The 19,921-nt window shown below is 59.7% G+C and carries 21 protein-coding genes, 1 tRNA gene, 1 pseudogene and 1 riboswitch; of the genes and pseudogenes, 13 read left to right on the forward strand and 10 right to left on the reverse strand.

Annotated features, from left to right (window positions below; genetic code table 11):
• Positions 1 to 59 precede the first annotated feature (59 nt).
• Positions 60 to 635 (reverse strand): DUF2059 domain-containing protein, encoded by a 576-nt coding sequence (locus FZ934_RS06835; RefSeq protein ID WP_153270451.1) that lies wholly within the window; start codon positions 633 to 635, stop codon positions 60 to 62.
• A gap of 17 nt (positions 636 to 652) precedes the next feature.
• A complete protein-coding gene (rpiA, locus tag FZ934_RS06840; RefSeq protein ID WP_153270452.1) occupies positions 653 to 1,351 on the reverse strand; it encodes a ribose-5-phosphate isomerase RpiA in 699 nt (232 codons plus the stop codon).
• A 197-nt stretch (positions 1,352 to 1,548) separates the two neighbouring features.
• Here rpiA and FZ934_RS06845 point away from each other — a divergent pair, with 197 nt between their 5' ends.
• Both FZ934_RS06845 and FZ934_RS28055 read left to right on the forward strand, forming a co-directional pair.
• A complete protein-coding gene (locus FZ934_RS06845; RefSeq protein WP_153270453.1) occupies positions 1,549 to 2,271 on the forward strand; it encodes an HAD family hydrolase in 723 nt (240 codons plus the stop codon).
• A gap of 245 nt (positions 2,272 to 2,516) precedes the next feature.
• Positions 2,517 to 2,881 (forward strand): annotated as a pseudogene (locus FZ934_RS28055) (hypothetical protein).
• Positions 2,882 to 2,938: 57 nt separating this feature from the next.
• Here the strand turns inward: FZ934_RS28055 and lipB are convergent.
• Complete coding sequence (gene lipB, locus FZ934_RS06855) at positions 2,939 to 3,667, reverse strand: lipoyl(octanoyl) transferase LipB (RefSeq protein ID WP_153270454.1); 729 nt, start codon at positions 3,665 to 3,667, stop codon at positions 2,939 to 2,941.
• 179 nt (positions 3,668 to 3,846) lie between these two features.
• Between lipB and FZ934_RS06860 the strand changes: the two genes are divergently transcribed.
• The 9 genes from FZ934_RS06860 to fghA all read left to right on the forward strand — a co-directional run bounded on the left by FZ934_RS06860 (position 3,847) and on the right by fghA (position 12,218).
• Positions 3,847 to 3,931 (forward strand) — tRNA-Leu (locus FZ934_RS06860).
• Positions 3,932 to 3,995: 64 nt separating this feature from the next.
• On the forward strand, positions 3,996 to 4,922 hold the full coding sequence (locus FZ934_RS06865; RefSeq protein ID WP_153270455.1) for a DMT family transporter: 927 nt from the start codon (positions 3,996 to 3,998) through the stop codon (positions 4,920 to 4,922).
• A gap of 97 nt (positions 4,923 to 5,019) precedes the next feature.
• Positions 5,020 to 5,715, forward strand: a complete 696-nt coding sequence (locus FZ934_RS06870) for a hypothetical protein (RefSeq protein WP_153270456.1) — start codon at positions 5,020 to 5,022, stop codon at positions 5,713 to 5,715.
• A gap of 89 nt (positions 5,716 to 5,804) precedes the next feature.
• Entirely contained in the window at positions 5,805 to 7,814 is a 2,010-nt protein-coding gene (locus tag FZ934_RS06875; RefSeq protein WP_153270457.1) for an acetyl-CoA carboxylase biotin carboxylase subunit, read from the forward strand.
• Between the two features lie 100 nt (positions 7,815 to 7,914).
• Positions 7,915 to 9,183, forward strand: a complete 1,269-nt coding sequence (locus FZ934_RS06880) for a hypothetical protein (RefSeq protein ID WP_153270458.1) — start codon at positions 7,915 to 7,917, stop codon at positions 9,181 to 9,183.
• Between the two features lie 135 nt (positions 9,184 to 9,318).
• Positions 9,319 to 10,446, forward strand: coding sequence for an S-(hydroxymethyl)glutathione dehydrogenase/class III alcohol dehydrogenase (locus FZ934_RS06885; RefSeq protein WP_153270459.1), 1,128 nt, complete (start codon positions 9,319 to 9,321; stop codon positions 10,444 to 10,446).
• On the forward strand, positions 10,443 to 10,925 hold the full coding sequence (locus tag FZ934_RS06890) for a GNAT family N-acetyltransferase (RefSeq protein ID WP_246737850.1): 483 nt from the start codon (positions 10,443 to 10,445) through the stop codon (positions 10,923 to 10,925). Before FZ934_RS06885 ends, FZ934_RS06890 begins: the two co-directional genes overlap by 4 nt.
• On the forward strand, positions 10,922 to 11,383 hold the full coding sequence (locus FZ934_RS06895) for a YaiI/YqxD family protein (protein ID WP_153270460.1): 462 nt from the start codon (positions 10,922 to 10,924) through the stop codon (positions 11,381 to 11,383). The genes FZ934_RS06890 and FZ934_RS06895 overlap by 4 nt, the downstream gene beginning before the upstream one ends.
• 1 nt (position 11,384) lies before the next feature.
• Positions 11,385 to 12,218: an S-formylglutathione hydrolase gene (gene fghA, locus FZ934_RS06900; protein ID WP_153270461.1), complete on the forward strand. Its 834-nt coding sequence runs from the start codon at positions 11,385 to 11,387 to the stop codon at positions 12,216 to 12,218.
• Positions 12,219 to 12,287: 69 nt separating this feature from the next.
• Here the strand turns inward: fghA and FZ934_RS06905 are convergent, their stop codons facing one another.
• From FZ934_RS06905 to crcB, 7 genes are all read right to left on the reverse strand, one after another.
• Positions 12,288 to 12,680 carry a DoxX family protein gene (locus tag FZ934_RS06905; RefSeq protein ID WP_153270462.1) on the reverse strand — a complete coding sequence of 131 codons (393 nt, stop codon included), beginning with the start codon at positions 12,678 to 12,680 and terminating at the stop codon, positions 12,288 to 12,290.
• A gap of 125 nt (positions 12,681 to 12,805) precedes the next feature.
• Positions 12,806 to 14,338 (reverse strand): acyl-CoA carboxylase subunit beta, encoded by a 1,533-nt coding sequence (locus tag FZ934_RS06910; protein ID WP_153270463.1) that lies wholly within the window; start codon positions 14,336 to 14,338, stop codon positions 12,806 to 12,808.
• Positions 14,339 to 14,369: 31 nt separating this feature from the next.
• On the reverse strand, positions 14,370 to 14,828 hold the full coding sequence (locus FZ934_RS06915) for a hypothetical protein (protein WP_153270464.1): 459 nt from the start codon (positions 14,826 to 14,828) through the stop codon (positions 14,370 to 14,372).
• Between the two features lie 70 nt (positions 14,829 to 14,898).
• A complete protein-coding gene (locus FZ934_RS06920; protein WP_153270465.1) occupies positions 14,899 to 15,684 on the reverse strand; it encodes an ATP12 family chaperone protein in 786 nt (261 codons plus the stop codon).
• A 2-nt stretch (positions 15,685 to 15,686) separates the two neighbouring features.
• Complete coding sequence (locus tag FZ934_RS06925; protein ID WP_153270466.1) at positions 15,687 to 16,346, reverse strand: HAD-IA family hydrolase; 660 nt, start codon at positions 16,344 to 16,346, stop codon at positions 15,687 to 15,689.
• Positions 16,343 to 17,335 carry an RluA family pseudouridine synthase gene (locus FZ934_RS06930; RefSeq protein WP_153270467.1) on the reverse strand — a complete coding sequence of 331 codons (993 nt, stop codon included), beginning with the start codon at positions 17,333 to 17,335 and terminating at the stop codon, positions 16,343 to 16,345. Before FZ934_RS06930 ends, FZ934_RS06925 begins: the two co-directional genes overlap by 4 nt.
• Positions 17,336 to 17,423: 88 nt before the next feature.
• Positions 17,424 to 17,801, reverse strand: coding sequence for a fluoride efflux transporter CrcB (gene crcB / locus FZ934_RS06935; RefSeq protein ID WP_153270468.1), 378 nt, complete (start codon positions 17,799 to 17,801; stop codon positions 17,424 to 17,426).
• Between the two features lie 123 nt (positions 17,802 to 17,924).
• Here crcB and FZ934_RS06940 point away from each other — a divergent pair, with 123 nt between their 5' ends.
• Both FZ934_RS06940 and gcvT read left to right on the forward strand, forming a co-directional pair.
• On the forward strand, positions 17,925 to 18,194 hold the full coding sequence (locus FZ934_RS06940) for a hypothetical protein (protein WP_153272382.1): 270 nt from the start codon (positions 17,925 to 17,927) through the stop codon (positions 18,192 to 18,194).
• A gap of 96 nt (positions 18,195 to 18,290) precedes the next feature.
• Positions 18,291 to 18,382, forward strand: a riboswitch (glycine riboswitch).
• A 154-nt stretch (positions 18,383 to 18,536) separates the two neighbouring features.
• Positions 18,537 to 19,673 (forward strand): glycine cleavage system aminomethyltransferase GcvT, encoded by a 1,137-nt coding sequence (gene gcvT / locus FZ934_RS06945; RefSeq protein WP_153270469.1) that lies wholly within the window; start codon positions 18,537 to 18,539, stop codon positions 19,671 to 19,673.
• Positions 19,674 to 19,921 lie beyond the last annotated feature (248 nt).

Here is a 19,921-nt window from a genome sequence, read left to right on the forward strand (position 1 = left end):
CCAACCAAAACAAAAGCCCGGACAATGCCGGGCTCTCGAAATTCGTGGGTCTAAAAGAATCAGGGCTTTGCAGCCGGCTTTGCGGCGGGCTTTTCCGCCGGAGCCGCTGCCGGATCAGCCGTAGCAGCCGGCGGCGCCTTCACGACCTTACTCAGAGCGGTGCTCGTCTGCTTCTGCAGGTCACGCGAAATGCCCTGTGCCCAGATGTCGGCAGCCTTTACCGTCTCACGCGAGGCAATAGGACCATCCTTCAGGAGCTTCTGGCCGACAGGTGAATTGTAGAACTCAGCGATTGCGTTGAGTTCTTCCACCGTGAACGCCTTGGCGTAGGTCAGTGCGGCTTCCTTCTCGAGGTCGGCGCGGCGCGGCGCAAGAGCCAGCGCCTGCTTGTCGACTTCTTCGGTGATGGCGTCCTGGTAGTTCGGCGAATCCTGAATGAGGTCTGCCTTCAGACGCTCGGCCAGACCGGGCAGGATATTGTCGAACTGGCTCGTTGCACCGATCGCGTTGATTGCAGCCTTGGCAGCCTTGAGCTGCTCAGGGGATGCTTCCTGGGCCTGAACGGCACCCATCGCTACGCCGGAAAGAATGATGGTCGCAGCGGCAAAACGGCCAAGGCCTGCCAATTTAATCATGAGTTTCATAGCTCCTGTTACCTGTTTGCCTGCAGCGTGCGCGCACCCGCCGGACCGGCAATAATTGCGAGCGTGGCCATATTGAGAAAGAGTCCGTGTTCAACCACACCTGGGATTGCATTCAGCTCGTTTGAAAGCGCCTCTGCATCAGGAATGCGGCCAAAAGATGCATCGACGATATAGTGGCCACCGTCGGTCATGAAGTTTCCGTCTTCCGATTTGCGCAGCGAAAGCGCTCCGGTAAGACCAAGCTTCGACGCCACCTTCTCGATCGCGATGCGCGTGGCGACGAGACCGAATTGATTGACTTCGATCGGCAGCGCGAATGCCCCGAGTGTCTGTACGAGCTTGCTCTCGTCAGCGATCACGATCATCCGCTCGGATGCCGCGGCGACGATTTTCTCGCGAAGCAAAGCACCGCCACCGCCCTTAATCAGACGCAGAGCGACGTCGAGTTCGTCGGCGCCGTCGATTGTCAGATCCAACTGCGGCAGTTCATCGAGAGACTTCAACGGCACGCCGAGCTCCACGCACAGCCTTGCTGTCCGTTCCGATGTCGGAACACCCTCGACCTTGAAACCCTGTGCCACCTTCTCAGCAAGCAGGCGCACGAATTCCTCGGCGGTACTTCCCGTTCCTATGCCAAGCCGCATTCCCGACTCGACGTGAGCAAGTGCGGCCTCGGCGGCTTTAATTTTCATTTCGCGGGCATCCATGCGCCGCTAACTCCAAATGTTACGTTGGATGAGCTGTTTACACGCCTCGTCCTGCAAACGAAAGCCAAATAACGCCACCACTTTTCGAAATCCGCCGGAGTTTTTGCTGTACCAAGTAAAGTAGCTGCAACGTTGCGTTTGCCGAGATCATCGCCTACGTCGGAATGAACACAACAGATAGCAAGCGGATCAAATCCATGGCACCTGCACTGATCGTTTTCGACCTCGACGGAACATTGCTCGATACACATGCCGACCTTGTCGAGAGCTTGAACCATACGATCGCGGCATTGAAGCTTGCTCCCGTGCGATATGAAGACCTGACCCATCTCGTCGGGCATGGCGCCAAGGTGATGATAGAGCGAGCCTGCCGGCTTCAGGGGCATCCATTGACAGATGAAGAGCTGCCCGCGCTGCTTAACCGCTTCATCGCGCATTACACACAGAACATGCCGGGGAAGACGCACCCCTACCCCGGCCTCATCCGCTCGATGGAACACCTAAAAAGCAAGGGATACCGTTTCGCTGTCTGCACAAACAAGCTCGAAGGTCTCGCCCGCACGCTTCTGGATCGCCTCCAATTGACCAGCCACTTCGATGCCATCACCGGCGGCGATACGTTCGCCATGCGCAAACCCGATGCCGGTCACTTGCTTGGAACGATCGAGCGCGCCGGCGGTGATCCGTCTCGCTGCGTGATGATCGGCGACAGCATCAACGACATCCTTGTGGCCCGCAATGCCGGGATACCATCGATCGCGGTGCCTTTCGGCTATTCCGACGTGCCAGTGGCAACGCTTGAGCCCACGACGATCATCTCACACTTCGACGAACTCACATCGGATTTGATCGAAGAGCTGCTGCGATCCGCCAATTCGGCTTTTGCAAACGGCGTGGTGGCAAACACTCGTCATAGTTAAGTTGCATACTACGATGAAATCTCCATTAGATTGCGGTTAATTGCTCCTTCCCCGCAATCCGTGTCCATAGGAAGGTTCCATCAAGTTCTATCAAATCCAGGTCGCGCGTCCGTGATTTCATTTGAAAAATCGTGGGATGGCTGCGGCGATTTCCTTCACAATCCCGCCTTAATTGAGGCGCGAACTTGGTTTCGCCGAGGGTTGGAAGTCACGTTGTTTGCAACGATGGATTGAGGAGAAGCACGATGCATATTCGATTTGCCGCAGCGGCTGCAATTCTTGCCCTTGGCCTGGCCGGAACCGCCTTCGCACAACCCAGTACTCGAACGATTATTCCAACGATAGTGACGGCTTTGCTCCCGTACAGGTTGCGCCATCGAAGCCTATTCACTATGCAAAGCACAAGGCACCGGAATATTCGAACGACTACACGAACGACAGCGATGGCTTCGCTCCCGTTCGCATGTCTCCGTCTGTTGACAAGATGTCCACGGGCAGCATCAAGCCGCTTCCCGACTGCCCGTCCACCCCAACCGGCCGGGTTCACACGGCGGGCGGCGATAGCGGAGCATCCCATTCCGACGCCTGCCGCGAGGTCGGCGACAAGTAGGTCTTTGCTCGGGGATTATGAGGGCAGGAACCCTGCCCTCATCTATGCCACTTCAGTTTATGGACGACAGATGTCGGTCGTGGTCGCACCGAATACCGATTCGAACGCAGCGCGAAGCCGCGTGTCGACATCGGTCATCATGACCGGAAGACCGAGATCCACCAGGCTCGTCACGCCATAGGCAGATATCCCGCACGGTACGATTCCACCGAAATGATCGAGATCGGGCTCGACGTTCAGGGACAATCCGTGGAACGTCACCCACTTTCGCAGACGGATGCCGAGTGCCGCGATCTTGTCCTCGGTCATTGATCCGTCGGGCAACACAGGCTTGTCCGGGCGCCTGACCCAAACGCCGACGCGATCCTCCCGCCGCTCGCCCCGAACATTCATCGAATCGAGCGTGCGAATGATGACCTCTTCTAGTGCCGCAACGAACGCCCGCACGTCCTGGCGGCGGCGCTTTAGGTCCAGCATGACATAGGCGACGCGCTGGCCGGGGCCATGATAGGTGTATTCGCCGCCGCGCCCGGTCTGATGAACGGGAAACCGGTCGGGCTGCACCAGATCCCTCGCATCGGCGCTGGTTCCGGCCGTATAGAGAGGCGGATGCTCGAGCAGCCAGACAAGTTCATCGCCACCCTCGGAAATCGCTGCGACCTCCCGCTCCATGATATCCACAGCCTCTTCGTAAGGCACCAGCCCATCGGAAATGCGCCAGCGCACCGGGGGCGAACCGGCGGTGGGAAACATGGAAAAGTCGAGATCTGTGCGTAACATAGCCATTCCTTGCCACCCGGCCCGGACATTCCCGGCGGGCACGTATGGCTGTCTATATGGCTCTGTTTCGGCTTCGATTCAAACACTGTCACCGTGTTTGAAAAAATCTGTCACATGGCCCTTGTGTCCCGAAAAACCTTTTGCTACATGCTGCGTCGCCGGCACAAACCGGCACCTACCACGATGCGGTCGTGGCGGAATTGGTAGACGCGCAGCGTTGAGGTCGCTGTGGGGCAACCCGTGGAAGTTCGAGTCTTCTCGACCGCACCATCTCTTCTTGAGAGAGATATTTATCATTGACGGCTGAACCTCAGCCAATGAAGAAATCTCTCGCATGAACGATCCTTCCGATCATCATAATCCCTTGCAGGGCATGGCCCTGATGGCCGGCGCCATGCTTGTGCTGCCGGCGATGGATGCGATCGCGAAATACATGGCGACCTTCGAGGCCATGTCTCCCGGTCAGGTCACATTCTACCGATTCTTTTTTCAGCTGCTCTGCACCCTGCCGATTCTCTTTTTGATGTTCGGCTGGGGCGCGCTGTCGGCGAAGCGTCCCTGGATGAATTTGCTTCGCGGCGCATTGCACGGCGCGGCAAGCCTGCTTTTTTTCGCTGCAGTGAAGTACATGCCGCTGGCAGATGTCTTTGCGATCTATTTCGTGGAGCCGTTCATGCTTGCTGGCCTGTCGGCACTCTTCCTTGGCGATAAGGTCGGTTGGCGGCGCTGGACGGCCATCGTCGTCGGTTTCGGTGGAGCGATGATCGTGATCCAGCCGAGCTACGAGGTGTTCGGCCTGAAGGCGTTGCTCCCGGTTTGCTGCGCATTTCTGTTCGCACTGTATCTTTTTATGAATCGCGCAATCGGGACAGCCGATTCGCCGCTGACGATGCAGACCATGGCGGGCATAGGCGGCACCTTGTTCATGTCGGTTGCGCTTGCCATTGGAGGCGGGCTGGGCGTGCCTGACTTCGAACTCTCCCTGCCGTCGTCGGTGCTTGGGCTGGTTCTACTGCTGATTCTCGGATCGCTCTCCGGTTATGTCCACATGATCGTGGTCAAAGCCTTCCGAATGGCCCCGCTTTCGCTGCTCGCACCGTTTCAATATTTCGAAATCATCTCGGCCACGGTGCTCGGCTACGCGCTTTTCGGAGACTTTCCGAATTTCTCGAAGTGGATCGGCATCTTGATCATCGTCGCCTCGGGCCTGTTCATAATCTGGCGCGAACGCGTTCAGGCGAGGTCGCTAAAAGCGTCGTAAACCGTCGAAGGTTTCGTTAACCGCACCCGTTGAGGGAACGTCAATTCGCTGGCTGTAAGCATCGTCTTGGCTTCATGATGAAGCTTGGAGATAAAAGATGAGCGAATTTCGACTCGCTTTTCCGGCATGTGTAATCGCCGGGAAGCATCGGCTGACTGTCGATGACATCAGCCTATTGCGCAAACATAGTTTTCCGGAGGGAATCCGGACCCCTGACGACGTCGTCGTCATGCTGGCGCTGAACAACTCGTGCCCCGAAAAATGCCCGGAGTGGAACACCTTCTTCGTCGAGCAACTGGCGGCATTCATCGTCAATTACAGCTATCCGCAAGGCAGCCTCGATGAGATCAACGTCGCATGGCTGATGCGCATGGTCGCAACCGACGGCGTCGTCAACTCGCCCCTGGAACTGGAACTGGTCCAGCATGTTATCGACATCGCGAACTATGTTCCTGATGAGCTTCGCGCTTTCGCCCTCGATCAGCTCCGCTTGGCGATCGACAGAAAGATCGGCGGCTACAGCCTCGTGCGGGCGGTAGAACGTCGCGGCATTTCGCGTCAGGACATCGATTATGTCATGCGCGTGCTGCGCGGCGTGTCCGATGGGGGCAGCATCAACGTCCAGCCGATGACGTGGAATGTTCTGATGCGAATCGGCGAGGCCACCCTGCCCGCTTCCAACCACCCGCGTTGGGACGACATCATGGCTGGTCTTCGTCTGGTCGAGTATGCAGAACCGCAGCGTCGCAGCCGCTGGCTGCGCATCGTCGACGACAGCGTCGCCGTCGCCTGAGCCCCTGCCAATGAAGACTTCGCATGTGATTGTGCCTCCCGAACTTTATGCGTAAGACTTCGGGTACGCATCTCACGGGTGGAGTCTTCATGTTCAACAAGATCCTGATCGCGAATCGCGGCGAAATCGCTTGTCGCGTCATCAAAACTGCGCGCCGGATGGGCATCGCGACTGTCGCGGTCTATTCCGACGCCGATCGGGATGCCTTGCATGTCGAAATGGCTGACGAAGCTGTCCACATAGGCGCAGCGCCGGCCTCCGAAAGCTATCTTGTCGCGGACAGGATCATCGCGGCTTGCAAATTGACGGGCGCCGAAGCCGTCCACCCCGGCTACGGCTTCCTGTCCGAGCGCGCATCGTTCTGTGAAGCCCTCGAGAAGGAGGGTATTGTCTTCATCGGTCCGAAACCGCGCGCGATCGAGGCAATGGGCGACAAAATCGAATCGAAGAAGTTTGCAAATGCTGCGAAGGTTTCGACCGTTCCTGGCCACCTCGGCGTCATCGAAGACGCTGACCACGCCGAACGCATTGCCGGCGAAATAGGCTATCCCGTGATGATCAAGGCATCGGCGGGCGGCGGCGGCAAGGGCATGCGCATTGCATGGAACCAGGCCGATATCAGCGACGGTTTTGACCGCGCCCGGTCCGAAGCCAGGAGTTCGTTTGGTGACGACCGGGTCTTCATCGAAAAGTACATCGTCGAGCCTCGCCATATCGAAATCCAGATCCTCGCGGACGCTCATGGAAATGTCGTCTATCTCGGAGAGCGCGAATGCTCGATCCAGCGCCGGAACCAGAAGGTGGTCGAGGAGGCTCCTTCACCGTTCCTCGGCGAAGCGACCCGCAAGGCCATGGGCGAACAGTCGGTCGCACTCGCCAAGGCGGTGGACTATCGGAGCGCCGGGACGGTGGAGTTCATCGTCGACCGGGACCGCAATTTCTACTTCCTCGAAATGAACACCCGCCTGCAGGTCGAGCATCCGGTGACCGAACTCATCACGGGTATCGATCTGGTCGAGCAGATGATTCGGGTCGCTGCCGGTGAACCGCTGGCACTCACGCAGGACGATATCCGCCTGAACGGCTGGGCGGTCGAAAGCCGTCTCTACGCGGAAGATCCCTATAGAAACTTCCTCCCGTCGATCGGCCGTCTTACGCGTTATCGCCCGCCGGCCGAAGGCAAGGCTGGAAACGCGATCGTGCGAAACGATACCGGCGTGTTCGAGGGCGCCGAGATCTCGATGTATTACGACCCGATGATCGCCAAGCTCTGCACCTGGGCCCCCACCCGCCTGGAAGCGATCGAGGCGATGGGCCAGGCCCTCGACGGCTTCGTTGTCGATGGCATCGAACACAACGTGCCCTTCCTCGCCTCGCTGATGAAGCATTCGCGGTGGCGGGAGGGACGGCTTTCGACGGGTTTCATCGCCGAGGAGTATCCAGACGGTTTCGCGCCGATGACGCCGGATGGCGTCCAGCAGGCGGTCTTGGCAGCCGTTGCGCTGTCGGCCGCCCTGATAGATGCGAACAGACGTGACTACTTCAAGGATCGACTGCGTCAGTCGTCAGGCGCGATCAGCGAAAACTGGGTCGTCAAGCTGGACGACGAGTACATCGCCGCGCGACTGCTTGAAGGCATCCCGACGGTTCCCTTCGAAATGGATATCGCGATCGGCGACGAGATCTTGAATGTCGTCACCGACTGGAGACCCGGTGAGCCCGTTTGGAGCGGACGCGTCGGCAATCTCAGGGTGACCGCACAATTGCGGCCGCTGCTCAACGGTCAACGGATCGACTGGCAGGGGTTCTCGGTAAAATCGAAGGTCCTCACGCCGCGTCACGCGGAACTGGATCGTTTGATGCCGGTGAAACTGCCTCCGGACACGTCGAAACTGTTGCTTTGCCCCATGCCGGGACTGGTGGTCTCCATTGCGGTCGCTGAAGGCCAGGAGGTCAAGGCCGGTGAAACCCTCGCTGTCGTCGAGGCAATGAAGATGGAGAATGTGTTGCGGGCCGAGCGCGACCTCGTTGTCGGCAAGATCAACGCAAAGCCCGGCGAAAGCCTGGCGGTCGATGCCGTCATCATGGAATTTGCCTGAACCATTCTGGCACATGGATGCGTGCCGACGCGGATCAATTTCGTTAAGGCGTCGGCTCTAGAATATGCCCATTCGGCAATGGCCCGAATGGAGTATGTGAATGACCGTGGTGCAATCGGCGATCTTGCTGCTGACCATCAACCTCGGGCTGCTCGCCTTGTTGATGCGCCTGCCGCTCGGGCAACGGACCTTGTCTATCCGGCGCACCTTTAATTGTACCCGCGAGAAACTGTGGAGCGCGATCAACCCGACCGGCGACGCAGCCGACTGGCATCACTCCGTCCTGTCAAGCAAACCCGTCAGACTGCGCGGTAACCTCGTCGAGCAGACCTATAAGCATCTCGACCGTCATGGAGCGCCGCTGCGCCGGCTTCTTGCGGTCGAGCCACTAGACACGGCCAACGCAAACGCAGTCGGATACAGATCGTCCGTCGTGGACGACAGCACGCTCGATCCCTCTTTCTGGAAGAATTTTCAGGAGAGCAGGATTGTCCGGGAGACCGCGAACGGCGTCACGATCGAGATTACCCAGACGGATCGCTATCGAGGCTTGGCATTCCTCATCGTCAGATACTTTGCCTTACGGCGGGAAATGCGCGCCTTGGAAGGCTGGTTGAAAACCGGCCAGTCCGTTCCCCAAGGGTATTTCGAGCATCCGCTTGTCCAGGTGTTGCTGGCGATCGTCTCGACGTTGCTGCTCTGGCCGTTTCTCGGCCTGACCATACAGGGCCTGATGATTTCAACCTTCCTGACGCTGGTCATCGTCCTGCATGAGCTTGGCCACATGGCAGCCTATCGGATGTTCGGCCACCCCTCGGTCCGGATGATCTTCATCCCCCTGCTGGGTGGTGTAGCGATCGGCGGCAGGCCTTACCGCTCGCTTTTTGAAGTCGGAACATGCGCGTTGATGGGCGCTGGCATGTCGGCTTTTCTGGTGCCGCCACTTTGCCTCGCGGAACAACTGGCCGAGCAAGGCATTTTGCCGACGAGCGCGGTTAAGCCAGCCCTCGTCTTTCTTCTGATCCTCGGGGCATTCAATCTTCTGAACCTGCTGCCGATGCATCGCTTTGACGGCGGACAGGTCCTGCGACAAATCTTCCGTTCGCGGTCATCGCAGATCGCGGCGAGCTTCTTTGTGACGCTCTGCATCCTGTGCATTGGCTTTGCCATTGGCCTTCCGGCCCGGATGCTGACGATAGGCCTGCTGGTCTTCACTATTGTCAGTCTGATCGGTGCGCGCTCGGTCAAGCCGCGTCATCAGCTCGACGAAATGAGCGATGGAGAGCGGATGATGGTCGCCTTCGGCCTCTATTCGGCGATCGCGATGCACGGCTATGCCATCGTCTTCGCAGTGAAAAATCTATTCTGACGCAGATTGCACAACAATCGCCGCAAGTTGCTATTTGAACAAGGAAATCTGCGTCTCGCGCAGGTTTTTCCTTGAGCCACCGACATGCGGCGTGCAAGAGTCCGCGCGATCAAATCAGCATTGGAGAATTCGAAGATGGACGTTCGCGCCGCCGTTGCCGTTCAGGCAGGAAAACCGCTCGAGGTCATGACCGTACAGCTCGACGGCCCGAAGGCCGGCGAAGTGCTGATCGAGGTGAAGGCGACCGGCATCTGCCACACCGACGACTTCACCCTGTCTGGCGCCGATCCGGAAGGCCTGTTCCCGGCGATCCTCGGCCATGAAGGTGCGGGTATCGTCGTTGACGTCGGTCCAGGTGTGACCTCGCTGAAAAAGGGCGATCACGTCATTCCGCTCTACACGCCGGAATGCCGCGAATGCTACTCCTGCACTTCGCGCAAGACCAACCTCTGCACCTCGATCCGCTCGACGCAGGGCCAAGGCGTCATGCCGGACGGTACCTCGCGCTTCTCGATCGGCAAGGACAAGATCCACCACTACATGGGCTGCTCGACCTTCGCGAACTTCACCGTGCTGCCCGAGATCGCGCTCGCCAAGATCAATCCCGACGCCCCCTTCGACAAGGTCTGCTACATCGGCTGCGGCGTGACGACCGGCATCGGTGCGGTCATCAACACCGCCAAGGTCGAGATCGGCTCGACGGCCATCGTCTTCGGCCTCGGCGGCATCGGCTTGAACGTCCTGCAGGGCCTGCGCCTTGCCGGCGCCGACATGATCATCGGCGTCGACATCAACCCGGACCGCAAGGCCTGGGGCGAGAAGTTCGGCATGACCCACTTCGTCAACCCGAAGGAGGTCGGCGACGACATCGTGCCCTACCTCGTCAACATGACGAAGCGCCATGGCGACCTGATCGGCGGCGCCGACTACACCTTCGACTGCACCGGTAACACCAAGGTCATGCGCCAGGCGCTGGAATCGTCGCATCGCGGCTGGGGCAAATCGGTCATCATCGGCGTTGCCGGCGCCGGCCAGGAAATCTCCACCCGTCCGTTCCAGCTCGTCACCGGCCGCAACTGGATGGGCACCGCCTTCGGCGGCGCGCGTGGCCGCACGGACGTGCCGAAGATTGTCGACTGGTACATGGAGGGCAAGATCCAGATCGATCCGATGATCACCCACACCATGCCGCTCGAAGACATCAACAAGGGCTTCGACCTCATGCACAAGGGTGAGAGCATTCGCGGCGTGGTGGTCTATTGACCACCCAGCCAAACTACACGGTCGATGCGCGGAGGCTCGATGAGCTCTCCGCGGTCGAGCTGTATGCATTGTTGAAGATGCGCGTCGACGTCTTCGTCGTCGAGCAGAACTGCCCCTATCCCGAGCTCGACGGCAAGGACGGTGACGCCCTGCATCTCCGGTTGATGGCTGGAGATGAGCTTCTGGCGGCCGCGCGTCTGTTCGAGCCACATGGAGACAAGGGTGTTGCCAAGATCGGACGTGTCGTCGTTTCGCCTGCGCAGCGAGGCCAGAGGCTTGGCCAGGCCGTGATGGCGGAAGCCGTCAGCGCTTGCGAGCGTCTCTTTCCGAAGAGTGACATCGCGCTATCCGCACAGAGCCATTTGCGCAGGTTCTACGAATCGTTCGGCTTCGTCGCCACGTCGGACGAATACCTCGAAGACGGGATTCCCCACATCGATATGCGCCGGTCGGCGAACTCCGACGGGACGGCATCATGATCTACGTGGACGCCGACGCATGCCCTGTGAAGCCGGAGATACTCAAGGTCGCCGAGCGCCACGGCATCGAAGTCACTTTGGTTGCCAACTCCGGCTTGCGCCCCTCGCGTGATCCGATGGTGCGCATCGTGATCGTCTCCGCTGCCTTCGACGCGGCCGACAACTGGATTGCCGAACATGCCGGCGCAGGCGACATCGTCGTGACCGCGGATGTGCCGCTCGCGGTTCGCTGCGTGGCGACAGGCGCCTTCGTCACAGGCCCGACCGGCCGCGTCTTCGACGACACCAATATCGGCATGGCGAGCGCCATGCGTGATCTCGGCGCGCATCTGCGCGAGACCGGCGAAAGCAAGGGCTACAACGCCGCATTCAGCCCACGGGATCGCTCTCAGTTTCTCGAGACATTCGACCGCCTGTGCCGCCGCGCCAAAGCCGTCACGCCACCATCAGGAGAATAGAATGAATATCCTATCCCAGGCGACCGCCTTCGGCGGCATGCAGGGCGTCTTTAGCCACACGTCGGAGACCTGCAAGTGCGACATGACATTTGCGGTCTTCGTTCCTCCGCAGGCGACCAAGGAGCCCTGCCCCGTCCTCTGGTATCTTTCGGGCCTGACCTGCACCCACGCCAACGTCATGGAAAAGGGTGAATACCGGCGGATGGCCGCCGAACTCGGCTTGATCATCATCTGCCCCGACACGAGCCCGCGCGGCAACGATGTGCCCGACGAGCTCACCAACTGGCAGATGGGCAAAGGCGCCGGTTTCTATCTCGACGCCACCGAGAAGCCATGGGCCGAGAACTACCAGATGTACAGCTACATCACCGAAGAGCTGCCAGCCTTCGTCAGCCAGCACTTCCGGATGGACATGAGCCGTCAGGGCATCTTCGGTCACTCGATGGGCGGTCACGGCGCTATGACGATTGCCTTGAAAAACCCTGACCGTTTCAAGAGCTGCTCTGCCTTCGCGCCGATCGTCGAACCGTCGACCGCCGACTGGTCCGTACCGGCCTTCGAAAAGTACCTCGGCTCCGATCGCGCCGCCTGGCGTCAGTACGACGCCTGCTCATTGGTCAGCGATGGCGCACGCTTTCCGGAGTTCCTGATCGACCAGGGCAAGGCCGATGGTTTCCTGGAGAATGGTCTGCGGCCGTGGCGGTTCGAGGAAGCAGTGAAGGACACTGATATCAAGCTGACCTTGCGCATGCATGAGCGCTACGATCACTCCTACTACTTCATCTCCACCTTCATGGACGACCATCTCCGGTGGCATGCGGAGCGCCTCGCCTGAGGCGCCCTCACGGGTTATTCAAGTTCCCCAAAACTGTTGCGGCCGCCCATCGGGCGGCCGCAGTCATATTCAGGCAGCTTTGCGCTTGTCGACCGACAGCGCGCCTGCACCTGCAAAGAACAGGAACAGGAAGACGAAGGAGAAGAGAATGGCGCCGTCGCCACCGTTGAGCGCCGGGTAGAAGCTCTTCGGATAGTGCGCCATGAAATAGGCAAACGCCATTTCACCGGAAAGAATGAAAGCGATCGGCCGCGTCAGGAAACCGACGAGCACGAGTACACCGCCGACGACCTCAAGCAGGGCGGCGAACAGCATCAGCGGAGGCAGCGAGCCTTCCATCTGAGCGGCTGGAAACGCAAAAAGCTTCATCGTGCCGTGTTCGATGAACAGCAATGCCGTGATGATGCGCAGAGCGGCGAGCGCGTAGGGCTGATACGCGCTCAGACGTTCCAAACTGGACATGAAAACTCTCCTATTAAGTAAAGACAAGCGAGCGTTAGCCGGTCCGTCAAATGAAATGAATACACGGATTACTGACGTGCAATCACTTCCTTTTGATTTTACTCGGCTTTTGCCAATACTTCACTTCAAAGTGGAATATTGTCGTGCTTCTTCCATGGATTTGTCAGGTTCTTGTTGCGCAACATCTTGAGACCACGTGCAAGTCGCCTGCGGGTCGAGTGAGGCATGATGACCTCATCGACGTAACCACGCTCCGCCGCGACGAAAGGCGAAAGGAATCGGTCCTCGTACATCTTCGTATGAGCCGCGATCTTCTCCGGATCGGCAATATCCTTGCGGAAGATGATCTCGACAGCGCCCTTCGCGCCCATGACAGCAATCTGTGCCGTCGGCCATGCATAATTGAGATCGCCGCGTAGATGCTTCGAGGCCATGACGTCGTAGGCACCGCCGAATGCCTTGCGCGTAATGACGGTCAGCTTCGGGACCGTTGCCTCGGCATAGGCAAACAGCAGCTTCGCGCCATGCTTGATCAGCCCGCCGTATTCCTGCGCCGTACCCGGCAGGAAGCCGGGCACGTCGACGAAGGTGACGATCGGAATATTGAAGCAGTCGCAGAAGCGCACGAAGCGCGCGGCCTTGCGGGATGCATCGCTGTCGAGCACGCCGGCGAGCACCATCGGCTGATTTGCGACGAAGCCGACCGTCGATCCCTCGACACGGCCAAAGCCGCAGACAATGTTTTTCGCAAAGCTCGCCTGGATCTCGAAGAAATCGCCCTCGTCGACCGTCTTCAGGATCAGTTCCTTGATGTCGTAAGGCTTGTTCGCGTTTGCTGGAACCAGCGTGTCCAGAGACGAGTCGACATCTGTCACCGACTGGTAACATTCGATCTCCGGCAACGGAGATGTATTCGATTGCGGCAGAAGGTCGATCAGGCGCCGGACCTGCAGCAATGCCTCCACATCGTTGTCATAGGCGCCGTCTGCAATGGACGAACGCGTGGTATGGACCGATGCCCCGCCGAGTTCTTCCGCCGTGACCGTCTCGTTCGTCACCGTCTTGACCACATCCGGTCCGGTCACGAACATGTACGACGTATCGCGCACCATGAAGATGAAATCGGTCATGGCAGGCGAATAGACGTCGCCGCCGGCACACGGCCCCATGATCACGGAAATCTGCGGAATGACACCTGAAGCCAGAACGTTGCGCTGGAATACCTCGGCGTATCCTCCGAGCGCTGCAACGCCTTCCTGAATACGCGCCCCGCCCGCATCGTAGATGCCGATGATCGGCGCCCGGTTCTTGAGCGCCATGTCCTGCACTTTCATGATCTTCTCGGCATGCGCCTCGGAAAGCGAGCCGCCGAAAACCGTGAAGTCCTTCGCGAAGACGAAAACCGTGCGTCCGTTGACCGTGCCCCAGCCGGTCACCACGCCATCGCCGGCAATCCGGTTCTTTTCCATCCCGAAGTCGCTGGAGCGATGTTCCACGAACATGTCGAACTCCTCGAAGGATCCCTCGTCGAGAAACAGGTCGATGCGTTCGCGTGCGGTGAGCTTTCCGCGCTGATGCTGCGCATCGATCCGCTGCTGCCCGCCGCCCAACTTGGCGATGCCACGGCGGCGCTCGAGTTCTTCGAGAATTTCCTTCATGGACACTCCTCGCCGCCAAGGCGGCTGCTGATTATGCGGATCCGGCCTTGAGCGTGAAGATCGAGCGAATCCGTGCCGAAATATCCTCTGCCAGGATTTCGTCGGCCGAGCTCGAATTGTTCGATACACTGGTAACGGAGAACTTGCTGACGGCAATGACCGAACCGTCTTCGACGGAGGCGGCATCGACGGTGATGTCGGCCACGGTCTGGTTCTTTTCGTAGCCCTGCTGCCGCCTGATCGAAACGATGCGGATCGTAAGCACGACCCGAGGATAGACTTCCGTGCGGACGGTGGCGTTGATCGCCTTGTTGACGCGATCGCCTATCCCGGACAGCAGGGCCGGAGGCATGTTCGGCCCCGAGAGAATGATAGCGTTGCGGACATCATAAACCGGGCCGGGATCCTGCTTTCCAAACAGGGAGGCACAGGATGCCAAAGCCATGCAGACAAGTGCGACCCGAAAAAAGCACGACCTGAAACAGTTCATTCAAAAAATCCGCGTCCGCCCCCGATAGAGTCGCAGATTTTCGCCATAACCAGCATCAAGGCAACTGATTTCAACCCCTCAAGGCCAAAAAAACGTCCGTGGCAGCTTTGAAATCTTCGAAGCGCTGAGCGCGCCTCTGTTCCGCCTCTTCATCCTGCCCCCAATGCTCGATCGTCCAGTCCTCATCGAGATGAGCAAGCGACCAGATATCGTCAGACGGAAGGAACGCCTCGGCGAATGCGAGCGACAGCAGAGCCGAACCCGTCAGCGTCGTCACTGTATGGAGGGCAGCCAGCTCGATAGCAGTCGAGTGGGGGCGCAGCGCGGCGGAAAAGGCGGAAACCGCCTCGCGGGGCTGATCGTGGTGCATGATACCCTCGATCAGGATGAAGCGCGCGCCGAAGGCTTCCGCTGCCCAATCGAGAACGGGATCCCAGCGATTTCGCTGGCGATCCACAAGCTCCTTCGGCCCGTCGGCGCGGTAGCAGAGCAAATCGCTTGTCGAAAAGCGCAAAATATCCTCAAAAACGGCCTGCGTGTCGGTGGTAACGCCATCGATCGCCGTGTTGACGAGCCTGGTAACCGGCATCATCGCAGGGTCGATCACATCCGCCTGTGCCTCCCATTCCCGGGCAACCAGTTCGGCCAGCGCTCGTGTTGGAACGGCAAGCACATGACGCGCGGGCGTACGGACGGCCTTGCCGTCGAGCTCAATTGCGAAACCCTCATCGCGCGGTGTGATTTCGACATTCTTGTAGAAGCGCTTCGGCAGCGGCTTCTTCATCTGAACCTGTGCCCGTCGGATCGGATCAGGATGGCTCAGGCCCTCGGACAAGTCGTTCAGGAGATCGCGCATGGTTACCCTCGCGGAAAGTGTTTCAGAATGTCGTCCGGGTGATAGGCGATGCTATCGGCGCCAGCTGCGACGAGGTCGCTGACGCTGGCATAACCCCACGAGACACCCACGGCCGTCGCACCGGCTGCCTTTGCCATTTGCATATCGTAAACAGCGTCGCCGATGACAATGGTATCAGTCGGATTCATTCCCGTTTCATCGCAGCATTCACTGACCATCGCGGGATGAGGCTTCGAGGGGCAATCGTCGGCGGTACGCGAAACGATGAAATGCGGCGCAAACCCATGGGTCTCAAGCACGTGCACAAGACCACGCCTCGACTTGCCGGTGACCGCACCAATCAGGATTTCGTCCTGCGTGGCCAACGTATTGACCAGCAGCTTAATGCCGTCGAACAGAGGGACATCCATACCCGGCTCGTCGCGAACATCGGCATAGATCGCCTTGTAATGCGCCGTCATCGCAACAGCCTCGTCATCGACATGCGGTTTTCCCAGCATCCGGGCGATGGCGATATCAAGCGTCAGGCCGATGATCGATTTGGTCAGCCCAATGGGCGGCCGGTCGTAACCGAAATGCACGAAGGTACGCGCCATGACCTCATGGATCAGCCCGGCACTGTCCACGAGCGTGCCGTCGCAATCGAACAACGCCAGTTTCATTCGTAGTCTTCCCTGTCTGCGGATGCGAGATCGAGGCCGAGCAGGTTCCAGGTCTGGACCATGTGCGGCGGCAGCGGCGCGGTGACGCGAAGCCGACCACCGTTCGGATGTGGGATATCGATCTTGCGCGCATGCAGGTGCAGCTTCTTCTGCACGCCGCCTGGGAACGGCCAGTTGAGATCGTCGTCGAAGTATTTCGGATCGCCGATAATAGGATGGCCGATATGGAGCGCGTGGACGCGCAACTGGTGCGTGCGGCCGGTATACGGCTCCATCTCCAACCAGGCGAGGTTCTGCGCCGCGGTCTCGCGCACACGGTAATAGGAGATCGCGTGATCCGCGCCCTCCTCGCCATGCTTGCACACGCGCATCCGGTCGCCGTCCGGCGTCTGTTCCTTCACCAGCCAGGTCGAGATCTTGTCCTCGTGCTTGCGCGGCACGCCCTTGACCAGCGACCAGTAGGTCTTCTTGGTATCACGCTCGCGAAAAGCCGCGGTCAGCTTTTGTGCCGCCCCGCGGGTGCGGGCGATGACAAGCACGCCCGACGTGTCGCGGTCGAGGCGATGCACCAGTCGCGGCTTTTCGCCCTTCTTGTTGGTCCAGGCTTCGAGCATCTTGTCGATGTTGCGCGTCACGCCGGAGCCGCCCTGTACGGCAAGGCCGGCCGGCTTGTTCAGCACGATCACCTTGTCGTCCTCGTGGAGAACCATGCGCTGCAGCAAGTCGTAATCGTCGCCGTGCTTCAGGTCGTGGCTGGCGATCGGGCCGGTCTTCTTCGCGTCGACATCCAGCGGTGGCACACGCACCATCTGGCCGGGCTGTACGCGCGCGTCGGTCTTGACGCGGCCGCCGTCCACACGCACCTGACCGGAGCGTAGGAGTTTCTGCAGCGGCCCGAAGCCGAGTCCGGGGTAGTGGATCTTGAACCATCGGTCGAGCCGCATGCCCGCCTCGTCCGGCTCCACCTTGATGTGTTCGATACCTGCCATGATGATCTTTCGGAAAGAGTTGCGCGCATGAGGCGCGGCCTTTGCCGGTCGCTTTAGAGCATTTTCGCCAAAAACGGAAATCAGAATCTCAAAGCACTGCGCGGATGATTGCAAGTCCGGCAAAGACGGCGCCCATCGAAAGACCAACGCTGGCGATCATATACACCGTTCCTTCGACGATCGCGCCGCGTTCAAAGAGCGCGAGCGAGTCGAGTGAAAAGGTCGAGAACGTCGTAAGGCCGCCAAGGAAACCGGTCATGAGCAGCATCCGCAACTCGAGCGAGCCGCCGAACCTGCGCCCGATCAGTTCAGAAAGCACCCCAATGACGAAGCAGCCGACGACATTCACCGTCAGGGTACCCCACGGAAATGCCGGACCCGCGAGGCGCAACGCCCACTGCCCCACATAGTACCTAGCAACGGAACCAAGCGCACCACCAAGTGCCACGAGAAGAGCTTGTGTCATGAGATCGGTCTAGCGCAACTTTCCACTCCAATCCAATTGTCCGAAGAGATAGGTTTCACAATCACTTAAAATGCCAGCCTTTTTATTAGCCGGATGCCAAGAGCGGTGCGCTATCCTCATGCGATGTCAGTCTCGCTTATCTCCATATCCGCCGACACCGCCGTTGTGGCGCTGGAAAGCCTGAAAATCCCGAAGCGCGTTCCCGCCAGTATCGCTGCGAAGGAAGCGCGACGCGTCGCCGAACGGCGCGAAAAAGTCGATGCCGGTGCGGATATCGATGACACTGCCTCGATCATCCAGTCGACGGAAGTGGCGCTTGACTTGATGACGATGGGCCAGCGCCAGCCGCAAGCGAGCCTTAACCAGGCGCTCAAGCTTTACGAAGAAGACTGATCGGTGGTCGCGTCGTCTTCCGGGACACGCGACAAAAATTTGCTCGGTGGCGACATTCCCCCCTTGCCAAGTACAGCCTTGGCCAGATAATTGCCCTCGACCTTGTTGGGAGAAGCTGGTCGTCCGCGATCAGTGCCGAAGGAGCAACCGCCCCGGAAACTCTCAGGCCAAAGGACCAGCAAGGGGCAGACGGAACTCTGGAGAGATGCGTTCTCGAAACGCACGCCGAAGGGATAACAATCTCAGGCAAAGGGACAGAGGGGGCTCGAAATGCAAGGCGCAACTGCGTCTGAAGATTTGAGCCCGCGCATGGAATTCCAGGCGCAAACCCCGGAGGCGTCGTTGGACGATACTGCTGCCCTCAAGAAAACTCCGCTTCACGCGCTGCATCTGTCGCTCGGCGCCCGCATGGTCCCGTTTGCAGGCTATGACATGCCCGTCCAATATCCGGCCGGCGTCATGAAGGAACACATCCAGACCCGCACATCCGCAGGCGTCTTTGACGTGTCCCATATGGGCCAGGTCATCATCAAGGCGAAGTCGGGCAAGTATGAGGACGTCGCACTTGCGCTCGAAAGCCTCGTTCCTGTCGATATCCTCGGCCTTGCGGAAGGACGCCAGCGCTACGGTTTCTTCACCGACGACAATGGCTGCATTCTCGACGACCTGATGATTACCCACCTCGACGACCACCTCTTCGTCGTCGTCAACGCCGCCTGCAAGGATGCAGACGTCGCGCACCTTCAGAAGCACCTCGCTGCCACCTGCGACATCACTGTCCTCGATCGCGCGTTGATCGCGCTGCAAGGCCCACGCGCCGTTGAAGTGCTGGCCGAACTCTGGGCCGACGTCGCGGCCATGAAGTTCATGGACGTGCGCCATTGCCGGCTGCACGACGTTTCCTGTCTCGTGTCGCGTTCGGGCTACAGCGGCGAAGATGGCTTCGAGATCTCGATCCCTGCAGACAAGGCAGAAGATGTCACCAAGCGGTTGCTTGAGCATCCCGATGTCGAGCCGATCGGCCTCGGCGCCCGCGACAGCTTGCGCCTCGAAGCCGGCCTCTGCCTCTACGGCAACGACATCGACACCACCACGACCCCCGTCGAGGCAGCCCTCGTCTGGGCCATCCAGAAGGCCCGCAAGTCGGGCGGCGCCCGCGCCGGCGGCTTCCCGGGCGCTGAACGCATCCTCTCCGAACTCGACCACGGCGCTACCCGCCGCCGCGTCGGCCTGAAGCCCGACGGCAAGGCGCCGGTGCGCGGCCACGCCAAGCTCTATGCCGACCAGGAAGGCAAGACCGAGATCGGCGAAGTCACCTCAGGCGGCTTCGGCCCCAGCGTCGAAGGCCCGGTTGCCATGGGCTACGTGCCGGTCGCGTCGGCTGACGTCGGAACGGTCGTCTACGCCGAGGTTCGCGGCAGGTACCTGCCGGTGACCGTCGCGGCCCTGCCCTTCGTCACGCCGACTTACAAGCGATAAGACCATGAGCGCGGCGGCGATCCATATCGTTGCAATGCCTGTTCAGGCGCACTGTTCGCAGGCCGCCGTCGCTGGCGTTGCGCGTGGGATGCCCCCCTCTGGCCTGCCGGACATCTCCCCCACAAGGGGGGGAGATCGACCCGGAGCAGGCGCCTTGCCAGACGGTGAGGTTGGAACGATCGGTCGTCCCCAGCCAATCTCCCCACCTGTGGGGGAGATGTGGCCGGCAGGCCAGAGGGAGGCGCCAC

Origin of the sequence: Rhizobium grahamii (genome assembly GCF_009498215.1) — a bacterium.
Classification (GTDB): domain Bacteria; phylum Pseudomonadota; class Alphaproteobacteria; order Rhizobiales; family Rhizobiaceae; genus Rhizobium; species Rhizobium grahamii_A.